This window comes from Kosakonia radicincitans DSM 16656 (assembly GCF_000280495.2).
Taxonomy (GTDB): domain Bacteria; phylum Pseudomonadota; class Gammaproteobacteria; order Enterobacterales; family Enterobacteriaceae; genus Kosakonia; species Kosakonia radicincitans.
Window position 1 is genome coordinate 146,714 of the sequence record NZ_CP018016.1, and the last position, 16,137, is coordinate 162,850.

General features: G+C 55.0%; 15 protein-coding genes. 7 read left to right on the forward strand and 8 right to left on the reverse strand.

The genetic code is table 11. From position 1 onward, the window contains the following. Positions 1-61: 61 nt before the first annotated feature. The 3 genes from xylH to xylF form a co-directional block, all read right to left on the reverse strand. Positions 62-1,243 carry a xylose ABC transporter permease XylH gene (xylH, locus tag Y71_RS00715; RefSeq protein ID WP_007369538.1) on the reverse strand — a complete coding sequence of 394 codons (1,182 nt, stop codon included), beginning with the start codon at positions 1,241-1,243 and terminating at the stop codon, positions 62-64. Continuing rightward, positions 1,221-2,762, reverse strand: coding sequence for a xylose ABC transporter ATP-binding protein (locus Y71_RS00720; protein WP_007369539.1), 1,542 nt, complete (start codon positions 2,760-2,762; stop codon positions 1,221-1,223). The genes xylH and Y71_RS00720 overlap by 23 nt, the downstream gene beginning before the upstream one ends. An 86-nt stretch (positions 2,763-2,848) precedes the next feature. Next, a complete protein-coding gene (gene xylF, locus Y71_RS00725) occupies positions 2,849-3,841 on the reverse strand; it encodes a D-xylose ABC transporter substrate-binding protein (protein ID WP_007369540.1) in 993 nt (330 codons plus the stop codon). Between the two features lie 349 nt (positions 3,842-4,190). Between xylF and xylA the strand changes: the two genes are divergently transcribed. The 4 genes from xylA to Y71_RS00745 all read left to right on the forward strand — a co-directional run bounded on the left by xylA (position 4,191) and on the right by Y71_RS00745 (position 8,596). Then, positions 4,191-5,513, forward strand: a complete 1,323-nt coding sequence (gene xylA, locus Y71_RS00730) for a xylose isomerase (RefSeq protein WP_007369542.1) — start codon at positions 4,191-4,193, stop codon at positions 5,511-5,513. Positions 5,514-5,563: 50 nt separating this feature from the next. Then, positions 5,564-7,018: a xylulokinase gene (gene xylB, locus Y71_RS00735; RefSeq protein ID WP_007369543.1), complete on the forward strand. Its 1,455-nt coding sequence runs from the start codon at positions 5,564-5,566 to the stop codon at positions 7,016-7,018. Positions 7,019-7,139: 121 nt separating this feature from the next. Further along, positions 7,140-7,676 carry an isochorismatase family protein gene (locus tag Y71_RS00740; protein ID WP_007369544.1) on the forward strand — a complete coding sequence of 179 codons (537 nt, stop codon included), beginning with the start codon at positions 7,140-7,142 and terminating at the stop codon, positions 7,674-7,676. Further along, positions 7,676-8,596 (forward strand): GlxA family transcriptional regulator, encoded by a 921-nt coding sequence (locus Y71_RS00745; protein WP_007369545.1) that lies wholly within the window; start codon positions 7,676-7,678, stop codon positions 8,594-8,596. The genes Y71_RS00740 and Y71_RS00745 overlap by 1 nt, the downstream gene beginning before the upstream one ends. Here the strand turns inward: Y71_RS00745 and Y71_RS00750 are convergent. After that, positions 8,589-9,584 carry an acyltransferase gene (locus Y71_RS00750; protein ID WP_007369546.1) on the reverse strand — a complete coding sequence of 332 codons (996 nt, stop codon included), beginning with the start codon at positions 9,582-9,584 and terminating at the stop codon, positions 8,589-8,591. The genes Y71_RS00745 and Y71_RS00750 overlap by 8 nt on opposite strands. A gap of 169 nt (positions 9,585-9,753) precedes the next feature. On the opposite strand from Y71_RS00750, the gene Y71_RS00755 reads away from it, so the two are divergent. From Y71_RS00755 to glyS, 3 genes are all read left to right on the forward strand, one after another. Further along, entirely contained in the window at positions 9,754-10,053 is a 300-nt protein-coding gene (locus Y71_RS00755) for a YsaB family lipoprotein (protein ID WP_007369547.1), read from the forward strand. A 136-nt stretch (positions 10,054-10,189) separates the two neighbouring features. After that, positions 10,190-11,101, forward strand: a complete 912-nt coding sequence (glyQ, locus tag Y71_RS00760) for a glycine--tRNA ligase subunit alpha (protein ID WP_035886762.1) — start codon at positions 10,190-10,192, stop codon at positions 11,099-11,101. 9 nt (positions 11,102-11,110) lie between these two features. Next, positions 11,111-13,180, forward strand: coding sequence for a glycine--tRNA ligase subunit beta (gene glyS / locus Y71_RS00765; RefSeq protein WP_007369549.1), 2,070 nt, complete (start codon positions 11,111-11,113; stop codon positions 13,178-13,180). A 54-nt stretch (positions 13,181-13,234) separates the two neighbouring features. Here glyS and Y71_RS00770 read toward each other — a convergent pair whose 3' ends face one another. The 4 genes from Y71_RS00770 to Y71_RS00785 all read right to left on the reverse strand — a co-directional run bounded on the left by Y71_RS00770 (position 13,235) and on the right by Y71_RS00785 (position 15,869). Then, positions 13,235-14,191 carry a GGDEF domain-containing protein gene (locus Y71_RS00770; protein WP_007369550.1) on the reverse strand — a complete coding sequence of 319 codons (957 nt, stop codon included), beginning with the start codon at positions 14,189-14,191 and terminating at the stop codon, positions 13,235-13,237. A gap of 2 nt (positions 14,192-14,193) precedes the next feature. Continuing rightward, the gene (locus Y71_RS00775; protein WP_007369551.1) at positions 14,194-14,832 is read right to left on the reverse strand and encodes a chemotaxis protein CheC; all 639 of its coding nucleotides are present in this window, start codon (positions 14,830-14,832) and stop codon (positions 14,194-14,196) included. After that, positions 14,829-15,200 (reverse strand): response regulator, encoded by a 372-nt coding sequence (locus Y71_RS00780; RefSeq protein WP_007369552.1) that lies wholly within the window; start codon positions 15,198-15,200, stop codon positions 14,829-14,831. The genes Y71_RS00775 and Y71_RS00780 overlap by 4 nt, the downstream gene beginning before the upstream one ends. Before the next feature lie 375 nt (positions 15,201-15,575). Continuing rightward, positions 15,576-15,869 (reverse strand): HTH-type transcriptional regulator, encoded by a 294-nt coding sequence (locus Y71_RS00785; protein ID WP_007369554.1) that lies wholly within the window; start codon positions 15,867-15,869, stop codon positions 15,576-15,578. Positions 15,870-16,137: the final 268 nt, after the last annotated feature.

Genomic DNA, 16,137 nt, shown 5'->3' on the forward strand with positions numbered 1-16,137 from the left:
ATTCAGGACACTGCCGGATAAAAAAGATCCGGCAGTGTGATCGCGCCTGTATTCACTCCTTTCAGGCCCGGCGTTTGGTCGCGGAATCCATCCACACCGCCAGCAGTAAAATCGCACCTTTGACGATGTATTGCCAGAAGGTGGGCACATCCATCATGCTCATGCCGTTATCCAGCGAAGCCATAATAAACGCCCCCATTACGGCACCCGCAACGCTACCGATCCCGCCTGCGAGGCTGGTGCCGCCAATGACACAAGCAGCAATGGCGTCCAGCTCGGCGATATTCCCGGCCGAAGGCGAACCCGCGCCGAGGCGTGAACTGAGGATTAACCCGGCGATAGCCACCATCAAACCATTGATGGCGAATACCGCCAGCTTGGTTCGCTCAACGTTGATACCGGAAAGCCGGGCAGCTTCCAGATTGCCGCCGATGGCGTAAATCCGGCGGCCAAACGCGGTTCGCGTAGCCATAAACATCCCGGCCAGCAGCAGAAATGCCAGCAGCAGCACGGGTGTAGGAACACCGCGATAATCATTGAGCAGCCAGATAGCACCCAGCACAATCACTGCGATAAGCGCCTGACGGCCAATCGCGCTGGTGGAGGCGGGTGTTGTGAGGCCGAGCGACTGGCGGCGCAACCGCCCGCGCCATTGCCAGAGCACAAACACCACCATCCCCAGAACGCCGACGCCGAAACCGACGCCGTCTGGCAGATAGCTCTGGCCGATTTGCGACATCGCCGCGCTGGTAGGAGAAACCGTGGTGCCGTTGGTGATGCCGATTAACACGCCGCGAAACGCCAGCATACCGGCGAGAGTGACGATGAATGACGGTACCTTGCGGTAGGCCACCCACCAGCCGTTCCATGCGCCCAGCAACAGGCCGAGCACCAGCGTTACTGCCACTGTGAGCGGCAGCGGCCAGCCAAGCCAGACATCAAAAATCGCCGCTGCGCCGCCGAGCAGGCCCATCATTGAGCCAACGGAAAGGTCAATTTCAGCGGAAATAATGACGAACACCATGCCGACCGCCAGAATGCCGGTGATGGCGGTCTGGCGTAGCAGGTTAGAAATATTGCGTGCGCTCAGATAAGCACCATCGGTCATACCGGTGAAAAACAGCATGATCACCACGATGGCCGCGATCATGACAAAGACCTGTAAGTTGAGGGATTTCAGACCGGAAAATACGCCCGGTGAGACCGTGGATAGCTTCATTTCAGACGGGTTGCTTTTCGACATGATGTTCGCTCCTCAGTGCCGCTTCCATGACCTGCTCCTGGGTCAGATTACGATTGATAAGATCGGCTTTCAGCTTGCCTTCATGCATCACCAGCACCCGGTCACTTAAGCCCAGCACTTCGGGCAGCTCGGATGAGATAACGATGACGGCAATCCCTTGCTGCACCAGTTGGTTAATGAGTTTGTAGATTTCGTATTTCGCGCCGATATCAATACCGCGCGTCGGTTCGTCGAGGATTAAAATGCGCGGGTTAAGCAGCAGGCAGCGGGCTAAAATCGCCTTTTGCTGATTGCCGCCGCTGAGGCGACCTATGGCAAGTGCTGGCGATGAGGTTTTCACTTTCAGCCGCTGCAGAGACTGTAAAATGCAGGCTTGTTCTGCGGCATCGTCCAGGCTGCTGAGCACGCCGGTAAACTGATCCAGCGCCGCAAGGGTAATATTTTTTCCCACCGCCATCACCGGCACGATGCCGTCTTTTTTGCGATCTTCCGGCACCATTGCAATGCCGTGCGCGATGGCCTGCTGGCAGTTGTGGATCTCCACCTGCTTGCCATCAAGGTAAATCGCGCCCTCCCAGCGGCCAGGCCACACACCGAACAGGCACTGCACGGCTTCGGTTCTGCCTGCGCCGACTAACCCGGCAATACCAAGGATTTCGCCGCGTTTCAGGCTGAAGGAGACGTCGTTGACGCGTTTAATATGGCGATTAACCGGGTGCCAGGCGGTCAGATGTTCAACGCGCAGGATCTCCGTGCCGGTAGTATGTGGCTCACTGGGATAAAGCGCCGTAAGCTCGCGGCCGACCATCATGGTGATGATGTCATCTTCACTCATGCCCGTCGCATCGCGGGTGCCGATATGTTTGCCATCGCGAATGACGCAAATCATGTCAGATATCGCTTTGACTTCATTGAGTTTGTGGGAAATGTAGATACAGGCGATATCATGGTTGCGCAGGTCGCGGATGATATCCAGCAGCACCGCGGTTTCCTGTTCGGTAAGCGAGGCCGTCGGTTCATCCAGAATAAGCAGCCGCACCTGCTTATTCAGCGCCTTGGCAATTTCCACCAGTTGCTGTTGCCCCAGCCCTAAATCGCCCACCCGGGTGTCCGGTGAAATGGCCAGGCTCACCTGGTTAAGGAGTTTTTCGCAGCGCAGTGTCATCAGGTCGTAATCCATCACGCCATTACGGGTGATTTCCGCGCCGAGGAAGATATTTTCCAGCACCGTCAGGTGCTTCACCAGCGCCAGTTCCTGGTGAATGATGGCGATACCTTTACGTTCGGTGTCGCGGATATGGCTGGCCTGCAAGGTTTCGCCGGCAAACACGATCTCCCCGTCGTAGCTGCCCGCCGGGTAGATCCCGCACAGAACTTTCATCAGTGTTGATTTACCGGAACCATTCTCGCCGCACAGTGATAACACTTCGCCGGCATTCAGTCGCAGGCTGACATTATCAATGGCTTTCACAGCACCAAAGGCTTTGGTGATGTTTTTCATTTCGAGTAAATAAGGCATAGCTGCTCCACGTCATTTGCTGGTCTGACAACGCCTGAAAGAGGAGGCGGAGGGCGCGCCCGCAATGGAGAGGCGCGCCGAACGTGCTAGAGCTGGTTTTTCTGATGGAAACCATCTTTGATGACGGTGGCGTCGATATTGTCTTTCGTCACCTCGATAGGCGTCAGCAAGCGGGACGGAACATCCTTCAGACCGTTGTTGAGCGTGGTATCTGCTTTCGGCTGCTGGCCGTTGCCCAGTTCAACGGCAATTTCCGCCGCGGTGTTGGCAAGCTGTGTAATCGGCTTGTAGACGGTCATGGTCTGGCTGCCGTTAATCAGCCGTTTTACCCCGGCGAGATCCGCATCCTGGCCGGAGATGGCGACTTTCCCTGCCAGCCCCTGGGCGCTAAGCGCCTGGATTGCGCCGCCAGCGGTGGCATCATTTGAGGCGACGACAGCATCAATCTTGTTGTTGTTAGCGGTGAGCGCGTTTTCCATTATTTTCAGCGCATTTTCCGGCAGCCAGCCATCGACCCACTGATCGCCGACAATTTTGATTTTTCCGCTATCGATATACGGTTTTAAAACTTTCATCTGCCCGGCGCGGAACAGCTTAGCGTTATTATCCACCGGTGAGCCGCCCATTAAAAAGTAATTCCCTTGCGGCACTTTCTTGACCAGGCTTTGCGCCTGTAATTCCCCGACTTTTTCATTGTCGAAGGAAATATAGAAGTCGATGTCGGCATTATTAATCATGCGATCGTAAGCCAGAACTTTAATTCCTTCCTGTTTGGCTTCTTTTATTACGTTACTTAATACCTGACCGTTGTAGGGAATAATAACCAGCACATCAACGCCACGGTTTATCATATTTTCAATTTGCGACATTTGTGTTTCTTCATTGCCGTTGGCGGATTGAACAAACACATCAGCACCGAGCGATTCGGCTTTTTTAACAAAAATATCGCGATCTTTTTGCCAACGTTCAAGGCGCAGATCGTCAATCGCCATGCCAATCTTCACTTCTTTGGCGTGACCAACGGCGCTGGCAAGGAGCAGGGAGGCGCAGAGTGTAAGGCAAAGGTTCTTTATCTTCATAATAGTAATACCTTTCGTAGGGTGATGAGCGAGATAAAAGAAACATGCAATGCTTTGGACGAGCAAATTTTTAACACGGAACGTTAAGTTGGCAATTACTGATTTTTATCCACGCATTACGTTTTTTGGTTTATTTGCTGATTTATGACCGCGATCTTATTTTAAAAAAAGCAAAACCGATTTTGCATAAAAAAGAGGAAGGCGACACGCAACAATTGTCGGCGTTATTTTGCGAGCCAGCGCACGTTTGTGCATTCTCTTAATAGCGGTGTGAAATAACGTAATTGAGCAAGCCAGAGAGAGAATCCAGTATTACTTCAGAATTGTTCACTCGCCAATGGAGCTCATTATGCAAGCTTATTTCGATCAGCTGGATCGGGTTCGTTATGAAGGCCCAAAAACCACGAATCCTTTAGCGTTTCGTCATTACAATCCGGATGAGCTAGTGCTCGGTAAGCGCATGGAAGATCACCTGCGTTTTGCCGCCTGCTACTGGCACACTTTCTGCTGGAATGGCGCGGATATGTTCGGTGTGGGCTCTTTCGATCGCCCGTGGCAACACCCCGGCGAGGCCATGGAACAGGCGAAACGCAAAGCTGATGTCGCCTTTGAGTTTTTCCATAAGCTGAACGTCCCCTATTACTGCTTCCATGACGTCGATGTCTCTCCTGAAGGCGCATCGCTGAAAGAGTACCTCAACAACTTTGCACAGATGGTGGATGTGCTGGCTGAAAAACAGCAGCAGAGCGGCGTGAAGCTGCTGTGGGGCACGGCGAACTGCTTTACCAATCCGCGCTATGGCGCAGGCGCGGCGACCAATCCCGATCCGGAAGTCTTTAGTTGGGCCGCCGCGCAGGTGGTGACGGCGATGAATGCCACCCATAAGCTCGGCGGCGAAAACTATGTGCTGTGGGGCGGGCGTGAAGGGTATGAAACCCTGCTGAACACCGATTTGCGCCAGGAGCGCGAACAAATCGGCCGCTTTATGCATATGGTGGTTGAGCACAAACACAAAATTGGTTTTCACGGCACGCTGCTTATCGAACCGAAACCGCAGGAGCCGACCAAGCATCAATACGATTATGACGCAGCTACCGTGTATGGCTTCCTGAAACAGTTTGGTCTGGAGAAAGAGATCAAGCTCAATATCGAAGCCAACCACGCCACGCTGGCGGGCCACTCTTTCCATCACGAAATCGCCACCGCCATTGCGCTGGGGCTGTTCGGCTCGGTGGATGCGAACCGCGGTGACCCGCAGCTCGGCTGGGATACCGATCAGTTCCCGAACAGCGTGGAAGAGAATGCGTTGGTGATGTATGAAATTCTCAAAGCTGGTGGTTTCACTACTGGTGGGCTGAACTTTGACGCCAAAGTGCGTCGCCAGAGCACCGATAAATATGACCTTTTCTACGGACATATCGGCGCAATGGATACCATGGCGCTGGCGCTGAAAGTGGCCGCTCGCATGGTGGAAGATGGCGAGCTGGATAAACGTGTTGCGAAGCGCTATGCCGGCTGGAATGGTGAGCTGGGCCAGCAAATTTTGCAGGGGCAGCTTAGCCTGGCGGAGCTGGCGAAGTACGCTGAGCAGCAAAACCTGGCGCCGCGCCATCAGAGCGGTCATCAGGAACAACTGGAAAATCTGGTCAATCATTACCTCTTTGACAAGTAACCGGTGCCGCGCCGCGGATAACGCGGCGCACATCAACAGGAGTGGTCACTATGTATATCGGGATCGATCTCGGCACCTCAGGCGTGAAAGCTATTCTGCTCGGTGAGCAGGGGGATGTGCTGGCCTCTCATACGGAAAAACTCAGCGTATCGCGCCCGCAGCCATTATGGTCCGAGCAGGATCCTGAACAGTGGTGGCAGGCAACGGATCGTGCAATTCAGGCGCTGGCCGCCGCGCATTCGTTACAGCAGGTGAAAGCCATCGGGCTTGCCGGGCAGATGCACGGCGCCACGCTGCTGGATAACGAAAACCGCGTGCTGCGCCCGGCTATTTTGTGGAATGACGGCCGCTGCGGCGAAGAGTGCAAGCTACTGGAAGCGCAGGTGAAAAATTCCCGCGCCATTACCGGCAACCTGATGATGCCTGGTTTCACCGCGCCGAAGCTGCTGTGGGTTCAGCGCCACGAGCCGGACGTCTTCGCCAGAGTCGCGAAAGTATTGCTGCCCAAAGATTATCTGCGTCTGAAAATGTCCGGTGTTTTTGCCAGCGATATGTCGGATGCGGCGGGCACTATGTGGCTGGATGTCGCGAAGCGCGACTGGAGCGATGAGATGCTGGCGGCCTGCTCGCTCACCCGCGCACATATGCCGGCGCTGTTTGAAGGCAGCGAAATAACCGGCGAACTGCTGCCGGAGGTTGCCCGACGCTGGTCAATGCCCGTTGTTCCCGTGGTGGCGGGCGGCGGTGATAATGCGGCAGGCGCCGTGGGTGTGGGCATGGCCGATGCCGGGCAGGCGATGCTCTCGCTGGGGACGTCCGGTGTTTATTTCGCGGTCAGCGAAGGGTTTCTGAGCAAGCCGGAGAGCGCGGTACACAGCTTTTGCCACGCGCTGCCGGGGCGCTGGCATCTGATGTCGGTGATGCTTAGCGCTGCTTCCTGTCTGGACTGGGCCGCAAGGCTTACGGGGCTGGAATCGGTGCCCGCGCTGATTCACGCGGCGGAGCAGGCGGACGACAAGGCGGGCGATCTCTGGTTTTTGCCCTATCTTTCTGGCGAACGCACACCGCACAACAACCCGCAGGCGAAGGGCGTTTTCTTCGGCCTGACGCATCAGCACGGGCAGGGCGAACTGGCGCGCGCAGTGCTGGAAGGTGTCGGTTATGCGCTGGCGGATGGTATGGATGTGGTGCATGCCTGCGGCGTGACGCCTAAGAGTATTACGCTTATCGGCGGCGGCGCACGCAGCGCCTGGTGGCGGCAAATGCTGGCGGATATCAGCGGCCTGCAACTCGATTACCGTACTGGTGGCGATGTTGGCCCGGCGCTGGGTGCGGCGCGGCTGGCGCAGGTCGCGGTGAACCCGGATGTTCCGCTGGCAACGTTGCTACCACAGCTTCCCATTGAACAACAACACCTGCCGAACGCTGAACGTCATGGTGGATACGCTTCGCGTCGCGAGACGTTCCGGCGCATCTATCAGCAGCTGTTGCCGCTAATGTCCTGACCGTTCCGGCTCACTTTCTTCAGTGGGCCGGAATCACCCTGAGGTTGTCCTTTTTTGGTCTTAGCAGACGTAACACTCCTTGCCAGAATAGCGTTATCCCCACTGAGCAAGGAGTCCTGAAATGTCACGTACCGCCCTTATCAATATCGATACACAACAATCTTTCTTTCATCGTGAATACTGGCAGGAGAAGGATTTTCCTGCTTTCCAGCAGGCCATTTCTGCTCTGATTTCCGGCTGTGAAGCGCGCGGCATTCCGGTTGTCGATATCTTTCACGTTGCAGACAGCGGCCCCTTCTCGCTGGAAAGCGGTTTTGTTGTGCCGATGCCTTTTCTGACGCATCAACCAGCCGTTACCTTTTACAAGCATGTGCACAATGCCTTTACCGATACTGGCCTGGATCACTGGCTGCGCGCGCGTGATATAAATCATCTGATTATTTGCGGTATTCGCACTGAACAGTGCTGCGAAACCACGGCGCGCGTGGCGTCGGATTTGGGCTATCGTGTGACGTTTGCCAGCGAAGCGACGCTGACCTTTCCGATGACGCATAAAGGGATTACGCTGGATTGCGATGCGTTGCGTCATCGTACTGAAACGGTGCTGGAAGGCCGCTTCGCCACGATTCAAACTGTCCACGAAATTCTGGAACGCTAATGACGACAGATGTCTGGTTTGTGATGTTGCCGGGAGTGCTGGCGCTGGATATGACCGGCCCGGCGGAAACATTCGTGCTGGCGCAGGATGCTTTCCGCCTGCATTACATCGGGCCAGACGCCGAAGTGCCCACGTCGATTGGCCTGAATATGGGCAACATCTCGCCGCTGCCGGAAACATTGCCAGCAGGCAGTTTGCTGGTGTTGCCTGGCGTCAGCGATTCGGCGAATTTTTTCAACACGCCGCAGGCCAGTCTTGTGCTGCACTGGCTGATGCGCCTGCAACCGCAGATCCACAACCAGAGCATTACCCTGATGTGCGTCTGTTCGGGCGCAGTGCTGGCGGCGAAAGCAGGGTTGTTGAGCGGCGTGCAGTGCACCACGCATCATGACGTGATTGCGCGTTTAAAAGCGGCAGCGCCGACGGCGCAGGTGAAAGAGAACCGTATTTTTATTGAAGATCGCGGTATCTGGACCAGCGCGGGTATCACCTCCGGCATCGATCTGGCCCTACATCTGATCAACCGCCTGCGGGGGCCGGAAACGGCGCTGGCGGTAGCACGTGAGATGGTGGTCTGGTTCCGCCGTTCCGGCGACGATCCGCAGATTTCGCCGTGGCTGCGTTACCGCAATCATCTTCACCCGGCAGTGCATCGTGCGCAGGATGCGCTTACCGCCGAGCCGCAAAAAGCGTGGCAATTGGCGGAAATCGCCGAATGCGCGCACGTCAGCCCGCGCCATTTGACGCGCCTGTTCCAGCAACATCTGGGTATCAGCGTGCGTGACTACCTTGAACAGTTACGCCTGGTGATTGCTGAGCAGTGCTTATTGCAGGGGCACGGCGCGGAGCAGGCGGCGCTGGCCGCCGGGTTCTCTTCGCCGCGCCAGTTGCACCGGGCACGGGCACGGACGGCTAACTAACGAAACGCCGTCGGTCGAGGCGCTGAACCAGCATCGACAGCGCCAGGCTTGCCAGCAGCGTGGCGACAAAAATCCACACGATATCGAGTAGCGGCCAGTTGCGCAGCTCCATGCCGCGCGTGCGCAGCGCATGGATAATAAGTGCGTGGAAACCGTAAATTCCCAGCGAGTGGCGTGAAACCAGCGCCAGGCCCGGTAGCGTGCGATCGTTGAGCGTATTTTTAACCAGCGTGAACAGCGCGATGGCGCAGAGGAACACTAACGGACCGCAGTAAAGATACCAGGTGTCGGCAAAGTTGCCGCGCCACTTCAACTCGTGCAGCGTACCGCGCGAAATTCCCCAGACCGCCAGCAAAAAGATCGCCGCGCTGAAAAGCGTCAACTGCCGTCTTTGCGTCTCCATCATGCCGATCGCCCGTCCCAGCATGCCGTAAAGAATGTAGTAAAACGTGTCGCCACTGATGTAGAGATTGATGGGCAGCCATTCAAAATGGCCGATCTTCTGCGACACCGTATTCGGGTTAGCCACGATGCCAATCACTATAACCAGCGCCAGCAGCATTTTGCCGCTGAGTGCTTTCACCTGAATCAACGGCGAAACCAGGTAGATAACGATAATCGCGAAGAAAAACCACAGATGGTAGAACACCGGTTTTTGCAGCAGGTTACGCAGCGATAACTCGCTGTTAATCGAGGTAAACAGCACGATATAGAGCAGGGCGATAAGGCTGTAAAACATCAGACACAGTGCGATGCGCAGGAAATGGCGCGGCTGCGCGCTGCGTTCGCCAAAAAAGAGATAACCTGAAATCATAAAAAACAGCGGTACGCTGACGCGGGAGGCGGAATTCAGCAGATTCGCGACATTCCAGTCGAAAGTGGTAATGCTGGCCGGGTTGGTGATGTACCAGGTGGTGGTATGGATCATCACCACCATCAAACAGGCTATCCCTCGCAGATTATCTATCCAGTAAATTTTCGACTGCATCAGTTCCTCTGTTTCAATGTTAAATATCCTCTGACCTGCCATTTATCCACCTGACGCTCTGGATAATTCTGAGTTTTCCCGCATCCGCTTGTGCAGTTTTCCACAGATTTGCAAAACTAGTGTTCTTCCCCTTTAAAAATAACAGCCAGCGAACAGGGCAGTGATAAAAATGATGAAATCTCTTGTACCGATGTTGCTGCTGTTAGTGGCAGGATGCAGCGCTGCACCGGGCACGCCCGTGCAGCGCGCGCAAAACGCCAGACCGGACCCCGTTCACTCCCTCGATATGGAGCAGTTATGCCGGCAAAACGCTGCGCATCGCTACAATACCGCAACGCAAAAAATTGCCGTTACCGGTTTTGAACAATTTCGCGGCAGCTACGAAATGCGTGGTATGACACCCCGTAGCGAGGCGTTTGTCTGCACTTTTGACGCAGAAGGTCAGTTTCTACATCTTTCGATGCGCTAAGCGTCCAGAATGCGGCCTGCGGCCGTGTGATTTTCCCAATTTTCCGTAAACACCTCCGTTTCATACTGTATATCTTGCAGTCAGCGGGTATACTGGTCGCTTCCTTTAAATCCACACGTATCCAGCACGAAAGAATATGCAAAAGTTTGATACCAGGACCTTTCAGGGTCTGATCCTGACCTTACAGGATTATTGGGCCCGTCAGGGCTGCACCATCGTTCAACCTCTGGACATGGAAGTTGGCGCTGGCACCTCCCACCCAATGACCAGTCTGCGCGCGCTGGGGCCAGAACCGATGGCGACTGCTTATGTCCAGCCATCCCGCCGCCCGACCGATGGCCGTTATGGCGAAAACCCGAACCGCTTACAGCACTATTACCAGTTCCAGGTGGTGATTAAACCCTCCCCGGATAACATTCAGGAGCTGTACCTCGGGTCACTGAAAGAGCTGGGCATGGATCCGACGATTCACGATATTCGTTTCGTGGAAGATAACTGGGAAAACCCGACGCTGGGTGCCTGGGGTCTCGGCTGGGAAGTGTGGCTGAACGGCATGGAAGTGACGCAGTTCACTTACTTCCAGCAGGTAGGCGGTCTGGAGTGCAAACCGGTTACCGGTGAGATCACGTACGGTCTGGAACGTCTGGCCATGTACATTCAGGGCGTAGACAGCGTTTACGATCTGGTCTGGAGCGATGGTCCGCTGGGTAAAACCACTTACGGCGACGTTTTCCATCAGAACGAAGTGGAGCAGTCCACTTACAACTTTGAATACGCAGACGTCGATTTCCTCTTTAGCTGCTTCGAGCAATATGAAAAAGAAGCGCAGAAGCTGCTGGCGCTGGAAAACCCGCTGCCGCTGCCTGCGTACGAACGCATTCTGAAGGCCGCCCATAGCTTCAACCTGCTGGATGCGCGTAAAGCCATCTCCGTAACGGAACGTCAGCGCTATATCCTGCGTATCCGTACGCTGACCAAAGCAGTCGCTGAAGCGTATTACGCTTCCCGTGAAGCCCTTGGCTTCCCGATGTGCAACAGAAATAAATAAGAGGCGGCCATGTCTGAGAAAACATTCCTGGTGGAAATCGGCACCGAAGAGCTGCCACCAAAAGCACTGCGCAGCCTGGCCGAGTCCTTCGCTGCCAATTTTACCGCTGAACTGGATGCCGCGGGCCTGGCTCACGGCGACGTACAGTGGTTTGCCGCGCCGCGCCGTCTGGCGCTGAAAGTGGCAAAACTTGCCGCATCGCAGCCGGATCGTGAAGTTGAAAAACGCGGCCCGGCGATTGCGCAGGCGTTTGATGCCGAAGGCAAACCAAGCAAAGCTGCTGAAGGCTGGGCGCGTGGTTGCGGTATTACTGTCGATCAGGCCGAGCGCCTGACCACCGACAAAGGCGAGTGGCTGCTCTATCGCGCCCATGTAAAAGGCGAAAGCGTCGAAACGCTGCTGCCGAACATGGTTGCCACCTCGCTTGCTAAGCTGCCGATCCCGAAACTGATGCGCTGGGGCGCGTCGGAAGTGACGTTTGTGCGTCCGGTGCACACCGTTACGCTGCTGCTGGGCGACACCGTTGTTCCGGCGACGATTCTGGGCATCAATTCCGATCGTGTGATCCGCGGCCATCGCTTTATGGGCGAGCCGGAATTCACTATCGATAATGCCGATCAGTATCCGCAAATTCTGCTCGAGCGCGGCAAAGTGATCGCCGATTACGACGCGCGTAAAGCCAAAATCAAAGCGGATGCTGAAGAAGCGGCGCGCAAAATCGGCGGTAATGCCGATCTGAGCAACAGCCTGCTGGAAGAGGTCACTTCGCTGGTGGAATGGCCGGTGGTGCTGACGGCGAAGTTCGAAGAGAAATTCCTCGCGGTTCCGGCGGAAGCGCTGGTCTACACCATGAAAGGTGACCAGAAGTACTTCCCGGTTTACGGTAACGACGGCAAACTGCTGCCGAACTTTATCTTCGTCGCCAACATCGAATCGAAAGATCCGCAGCAGATTATCTCCGGTAACGAGAAAGTAGTGCGCCCGCGTCTGGCGGATGCCGAGTTCTTCTTCAATACCGACCGCAAAAAACGTCTTGAGGATCATCTGCCGCGCCTGCAAACCGTGCTGTTCCAGCAGCAACTGGGTACGCTGCGCGACAAAACCGACCGCATTCAGGCGCTGGCAGGCTGGATCGCCGGGCAGATTGGCGCTGACGTCAATCATGCCACCCGCGCGGGTCTGCTCTCCAAGTGCGACCTGATGACCAACATGGTGTTTGAATTTACCGACACCCAGGGCGTGATGGGCATGCACTATGCGCGTCACGACGGCGAAGCAGAAGATGTTGCTGTTGCGCTGAACGAGCAGTATCAGCCGCGTTTCGCCGGTGATGAACTGCCGTCGAACCCAATTGCCTGCGCGCTGGCGATTGCCGATAAAATGGACACGCTGGCGGGTATCTTTGGTATCGGCCAGCATCCAAAAGGCGATAAAGACCCGTTCGCACTGCGCCGCGCCGCTCTGGGTGTGCTGCGTATTATCGTTGAGAAGAACCTGGCGCTGGATCTGCAAACGCTGACCGAAGAAGCGGTGCGTCTGTACGGCGACAAGCTGACCAATGCTAACGTGGTGGATGATGTGATCGACTTTATGCTGGGTCGCTTCCGCGCCTGGTATCAGGACGAAGGTTTCAGCGTTGACACCATTCAGGCCGTACTGGCGCGCCGTCCAACCAAACCGGCGGACTTCGATGCGCGCATGAAGGCGGTTTCGCACTTCCGTACCCTGGAAGAAGCGGCGGCGCTGGCGGCAGCCAACAAGCGTGTCTCCAACATTCTGGCGAAGTCTGATGAAACGCTGAACGATATCGTTCATGCTTCGGTGCTGAAAGAAGCGGCCGAAATCAAGCTGGCCGGTAATCTGGTGGTGCTGCGCGATAAGCTGGAGCCGTTCTTTGCAGAAGGTCGCTATCAGGAAGCACTGATCGAACTGGCGCAACTGCGTGAGCCGGTTGATGAGTTCTTCGAAAAGGTAATGGTAAACGCCGACGACAAAGACGTGCGTATTAACCGCCTGACGCTGCTGGCGAAACTGCGTGAACTGTTCCTGCAGGTAGCGGATATCTCCCTGCTGCAATAGGTCATCTGCAACGAAAAAACCCGCTCCGGCGGGTTTTTTTATAGCCCCACTTCATCAGCTCTTAACCGGTTGCGATTGTCTGGTGGCGGATTTTACGCGCACCGTATTGCGGCCCGCGCGTTTGGCTACGTACAGCGCGTCATCCGCACTCTGAATAAGCTGGCCGTATTCTGCGTGTTGTTGCTGGTTGAGACTGGCGACACCAATGCTCACGCTGACGATGCGGTCGGGCGAGTTAGCATGGGGTAAATCCAGCAGTTGAACGCTGGTGCGCAACCGTTCGGCAATTTCCACCGCATCGGCGGAGCGCGTTTCCGGCAGCAGGGCGCAGAACTCTTCGCCGCCATAGCGAAACAGAATGTCGTTTGGGCGATCCAGTGCATTACGCATAGCGGTCGCGATCTGTTGCAGGCACTCATCTCCGCGCTGGTGGCCGTAGCAATCGTTATAGCGTTTGAAGTGATCGACATCGATAAGCAGTAGCGACAGCGATTTGTTGTTGCGCTTGCTGGCGCGCCATTCGCGGTCAATGCAGAGATCGAAGTAACGCCGGTTGCCCACGCCGGTAAGGCCGTCCGACAGCGATTGTGATAACAGTTCGTGCGCCTGATCGCGCAGCAGGGATTCGCGGCGGACTGCGGCCGTAACGTCCACAATCTGGATCAGGCAAAACCGTTCAGCATCACCCAGCGGAACAATAGTCACGGCCTGGCTCAGCCGGGCAGCAGGCCGTGCCGGTTCGGCATAAAGCGGAAACGGAGAACGGTGCAGCGACTGCGACAGCAGGGCTGATAAATTGTGGCCAATCGCCTGGCGGATAGCATCGCCCACGCGGTGATACTGCAAGTCAGGAAAGACAGTAAAAAAATCCTCCCCCAGCGTTTCGCTGGCGGCAAGGCCGGTATGGGCTTCCAGCCAGGCGTTCCACAACGTAATGCGGTATTGCGCATCAACGATGATCACGCCGAGGCTGAGCGCAGAGAATGCATCCAGTAGCAACTTATCTTTCATGATTACATTCCGTCGGGAACACAACCGGATTCAAGGCGGCTGATATAGAGCCGGATTTGCTCACGTAAGTCTTGCAGCGCAGACATATCCAGGATAAACGCGAGATACCCCTGAATTTGCTGGCGCTCCAGCGCAAAATCGATGCGCAGCATCATCACTATCGGATCGTTTTCATCTTTGTCCGGATTGAGGATCTCCTTGCTGGTGCCGACGCGCACTTCGGGCAGTGAGCCCTGTAGCTCTTTCTGGAACATATTCGCCAGCGTACCGACACAGGCGTTGAGCACGATATTACCGATTTCGCTCATCGCTTCACGTTCCATCTCCCCCAGTTCGTGGGCGGGGATCAGATCGCCAACCATCATGCGTACGATTTCAAAACTGGCGGCTTCCGGAAACATCAAAATCGCTTCCGTAGCATACGCGCCCTCATAATGCTGACTGATACCAAACAGTGAGACACCTGCGCCCAGCTCATCGGCAGCGTCGGAGCGGGTGGTAAAGCGGATGGTTGGTACCGACATGCGTACTTCTTCATTGACGATATTGCTCATCGCTGCAGCCGCATGGCCGACGCCAATGTTGAAGATCTCCATCAGGCTGTCAGCTTCGATATCGCTGATATCCGTCAGCGCGTTCATGAATTCGTCTCCAGGCTATTCAGCAATGCATGGAGCTGCGGCTCTTTCAGCGGTTTCGGCAGAAAACCAAGGCCAAGTTCTTCGGCGGCGGCTTGCACGGAATGCTGCACATTGGCAGTGAGCAGAATAATGTGGGTCTGCGGGTGGCTTTTACGAATGCGCGAAGCCGTCTCCAGCCCGCCAATGCCCGGCATATTAACGTCCAGCAAGATCAGATACGGTGGCGTCGTCGCGGCCAGAGCGATCGCCTCTTCGCCCGTGCCGGCCTCGTCAATTTTCCAGTCGTTATGCAAATTAGTGACAAACTGCCGTGAAATCATGCGCGACAGGCGGCTGTCGTCAACAATCAGAATATATCTGGACATCATTCATTCTCTTTTAGTGGTTCGTTGCCGTAACACCAGAACAATGCTTCTCTATGGAACTGCCTTCCCTGATTATTGCTTGCACTTGCCGCAGCGTTGCGCTTTGCGCTAATGCCTTGTTTAGTCGTTTCCTTTGTGAAATTGCGTACCTGGATTACACGCCCTGTCTGCTGCTTTTAGTTAAGTCATCATATTCATCGGCAATCGCGCGCAAAAAATTAGCGCTGAATAACAGCATCACGTGAAATTTAATCCTGAAGCGCAGAGAGTCAGGCCTGTCGTTGTGGGGGCTTCAATCGTGGGTATGGGTTGTCTGGGGGACTTTAAAGCAGAAATAACAAACCCCCGGCTCAGCGGGGGTTCTGGTGGTAAATACGTTCAATCAATAAGCTGTTTGCTGAGCGTCGGGTTAGCATTAATCAGACGCATCAGTTTCATTTCAGTCGCGGTGGGTTTTATTCGTTGTGATTCCCACTCATGCACCATTGATACTGAGACTCCCATTACACGAGCGAAGTCATCAATTTGAAGCCCGGTTCCGCGTCGCAATTGTTCAAAGTCACTAAAGGAATTCGGATTTTTGCTCAGAGTTACCGGCTGCGTTACTTCATTTTTCAAAACAATCTGTTCCAGACTGCTCAGCAGTTCAAACATAGGATCTTTATACTCCATTGAGAACTCCTCGTAAAAATCACACAGCGGGATCGTGATACAGCTTATTAAGAATAGTCGTGAAAATTCCTGGTGTGTGGTTTTGGCTGTGATTAATTAGACGGTAAATGACTTTTCATGCGCTTCAGATGCATCTTAAGTGAGTTTTCTGCCGCTTAATTGTTTGATTCATATGCATCTGTCGGCGCTCAGTATTTTTGTGTAAAACCTTTCGTTTAATTTGGATTAAGAATTATCTGCACGCCTTCCGGGAAATTTTCATGCCAGG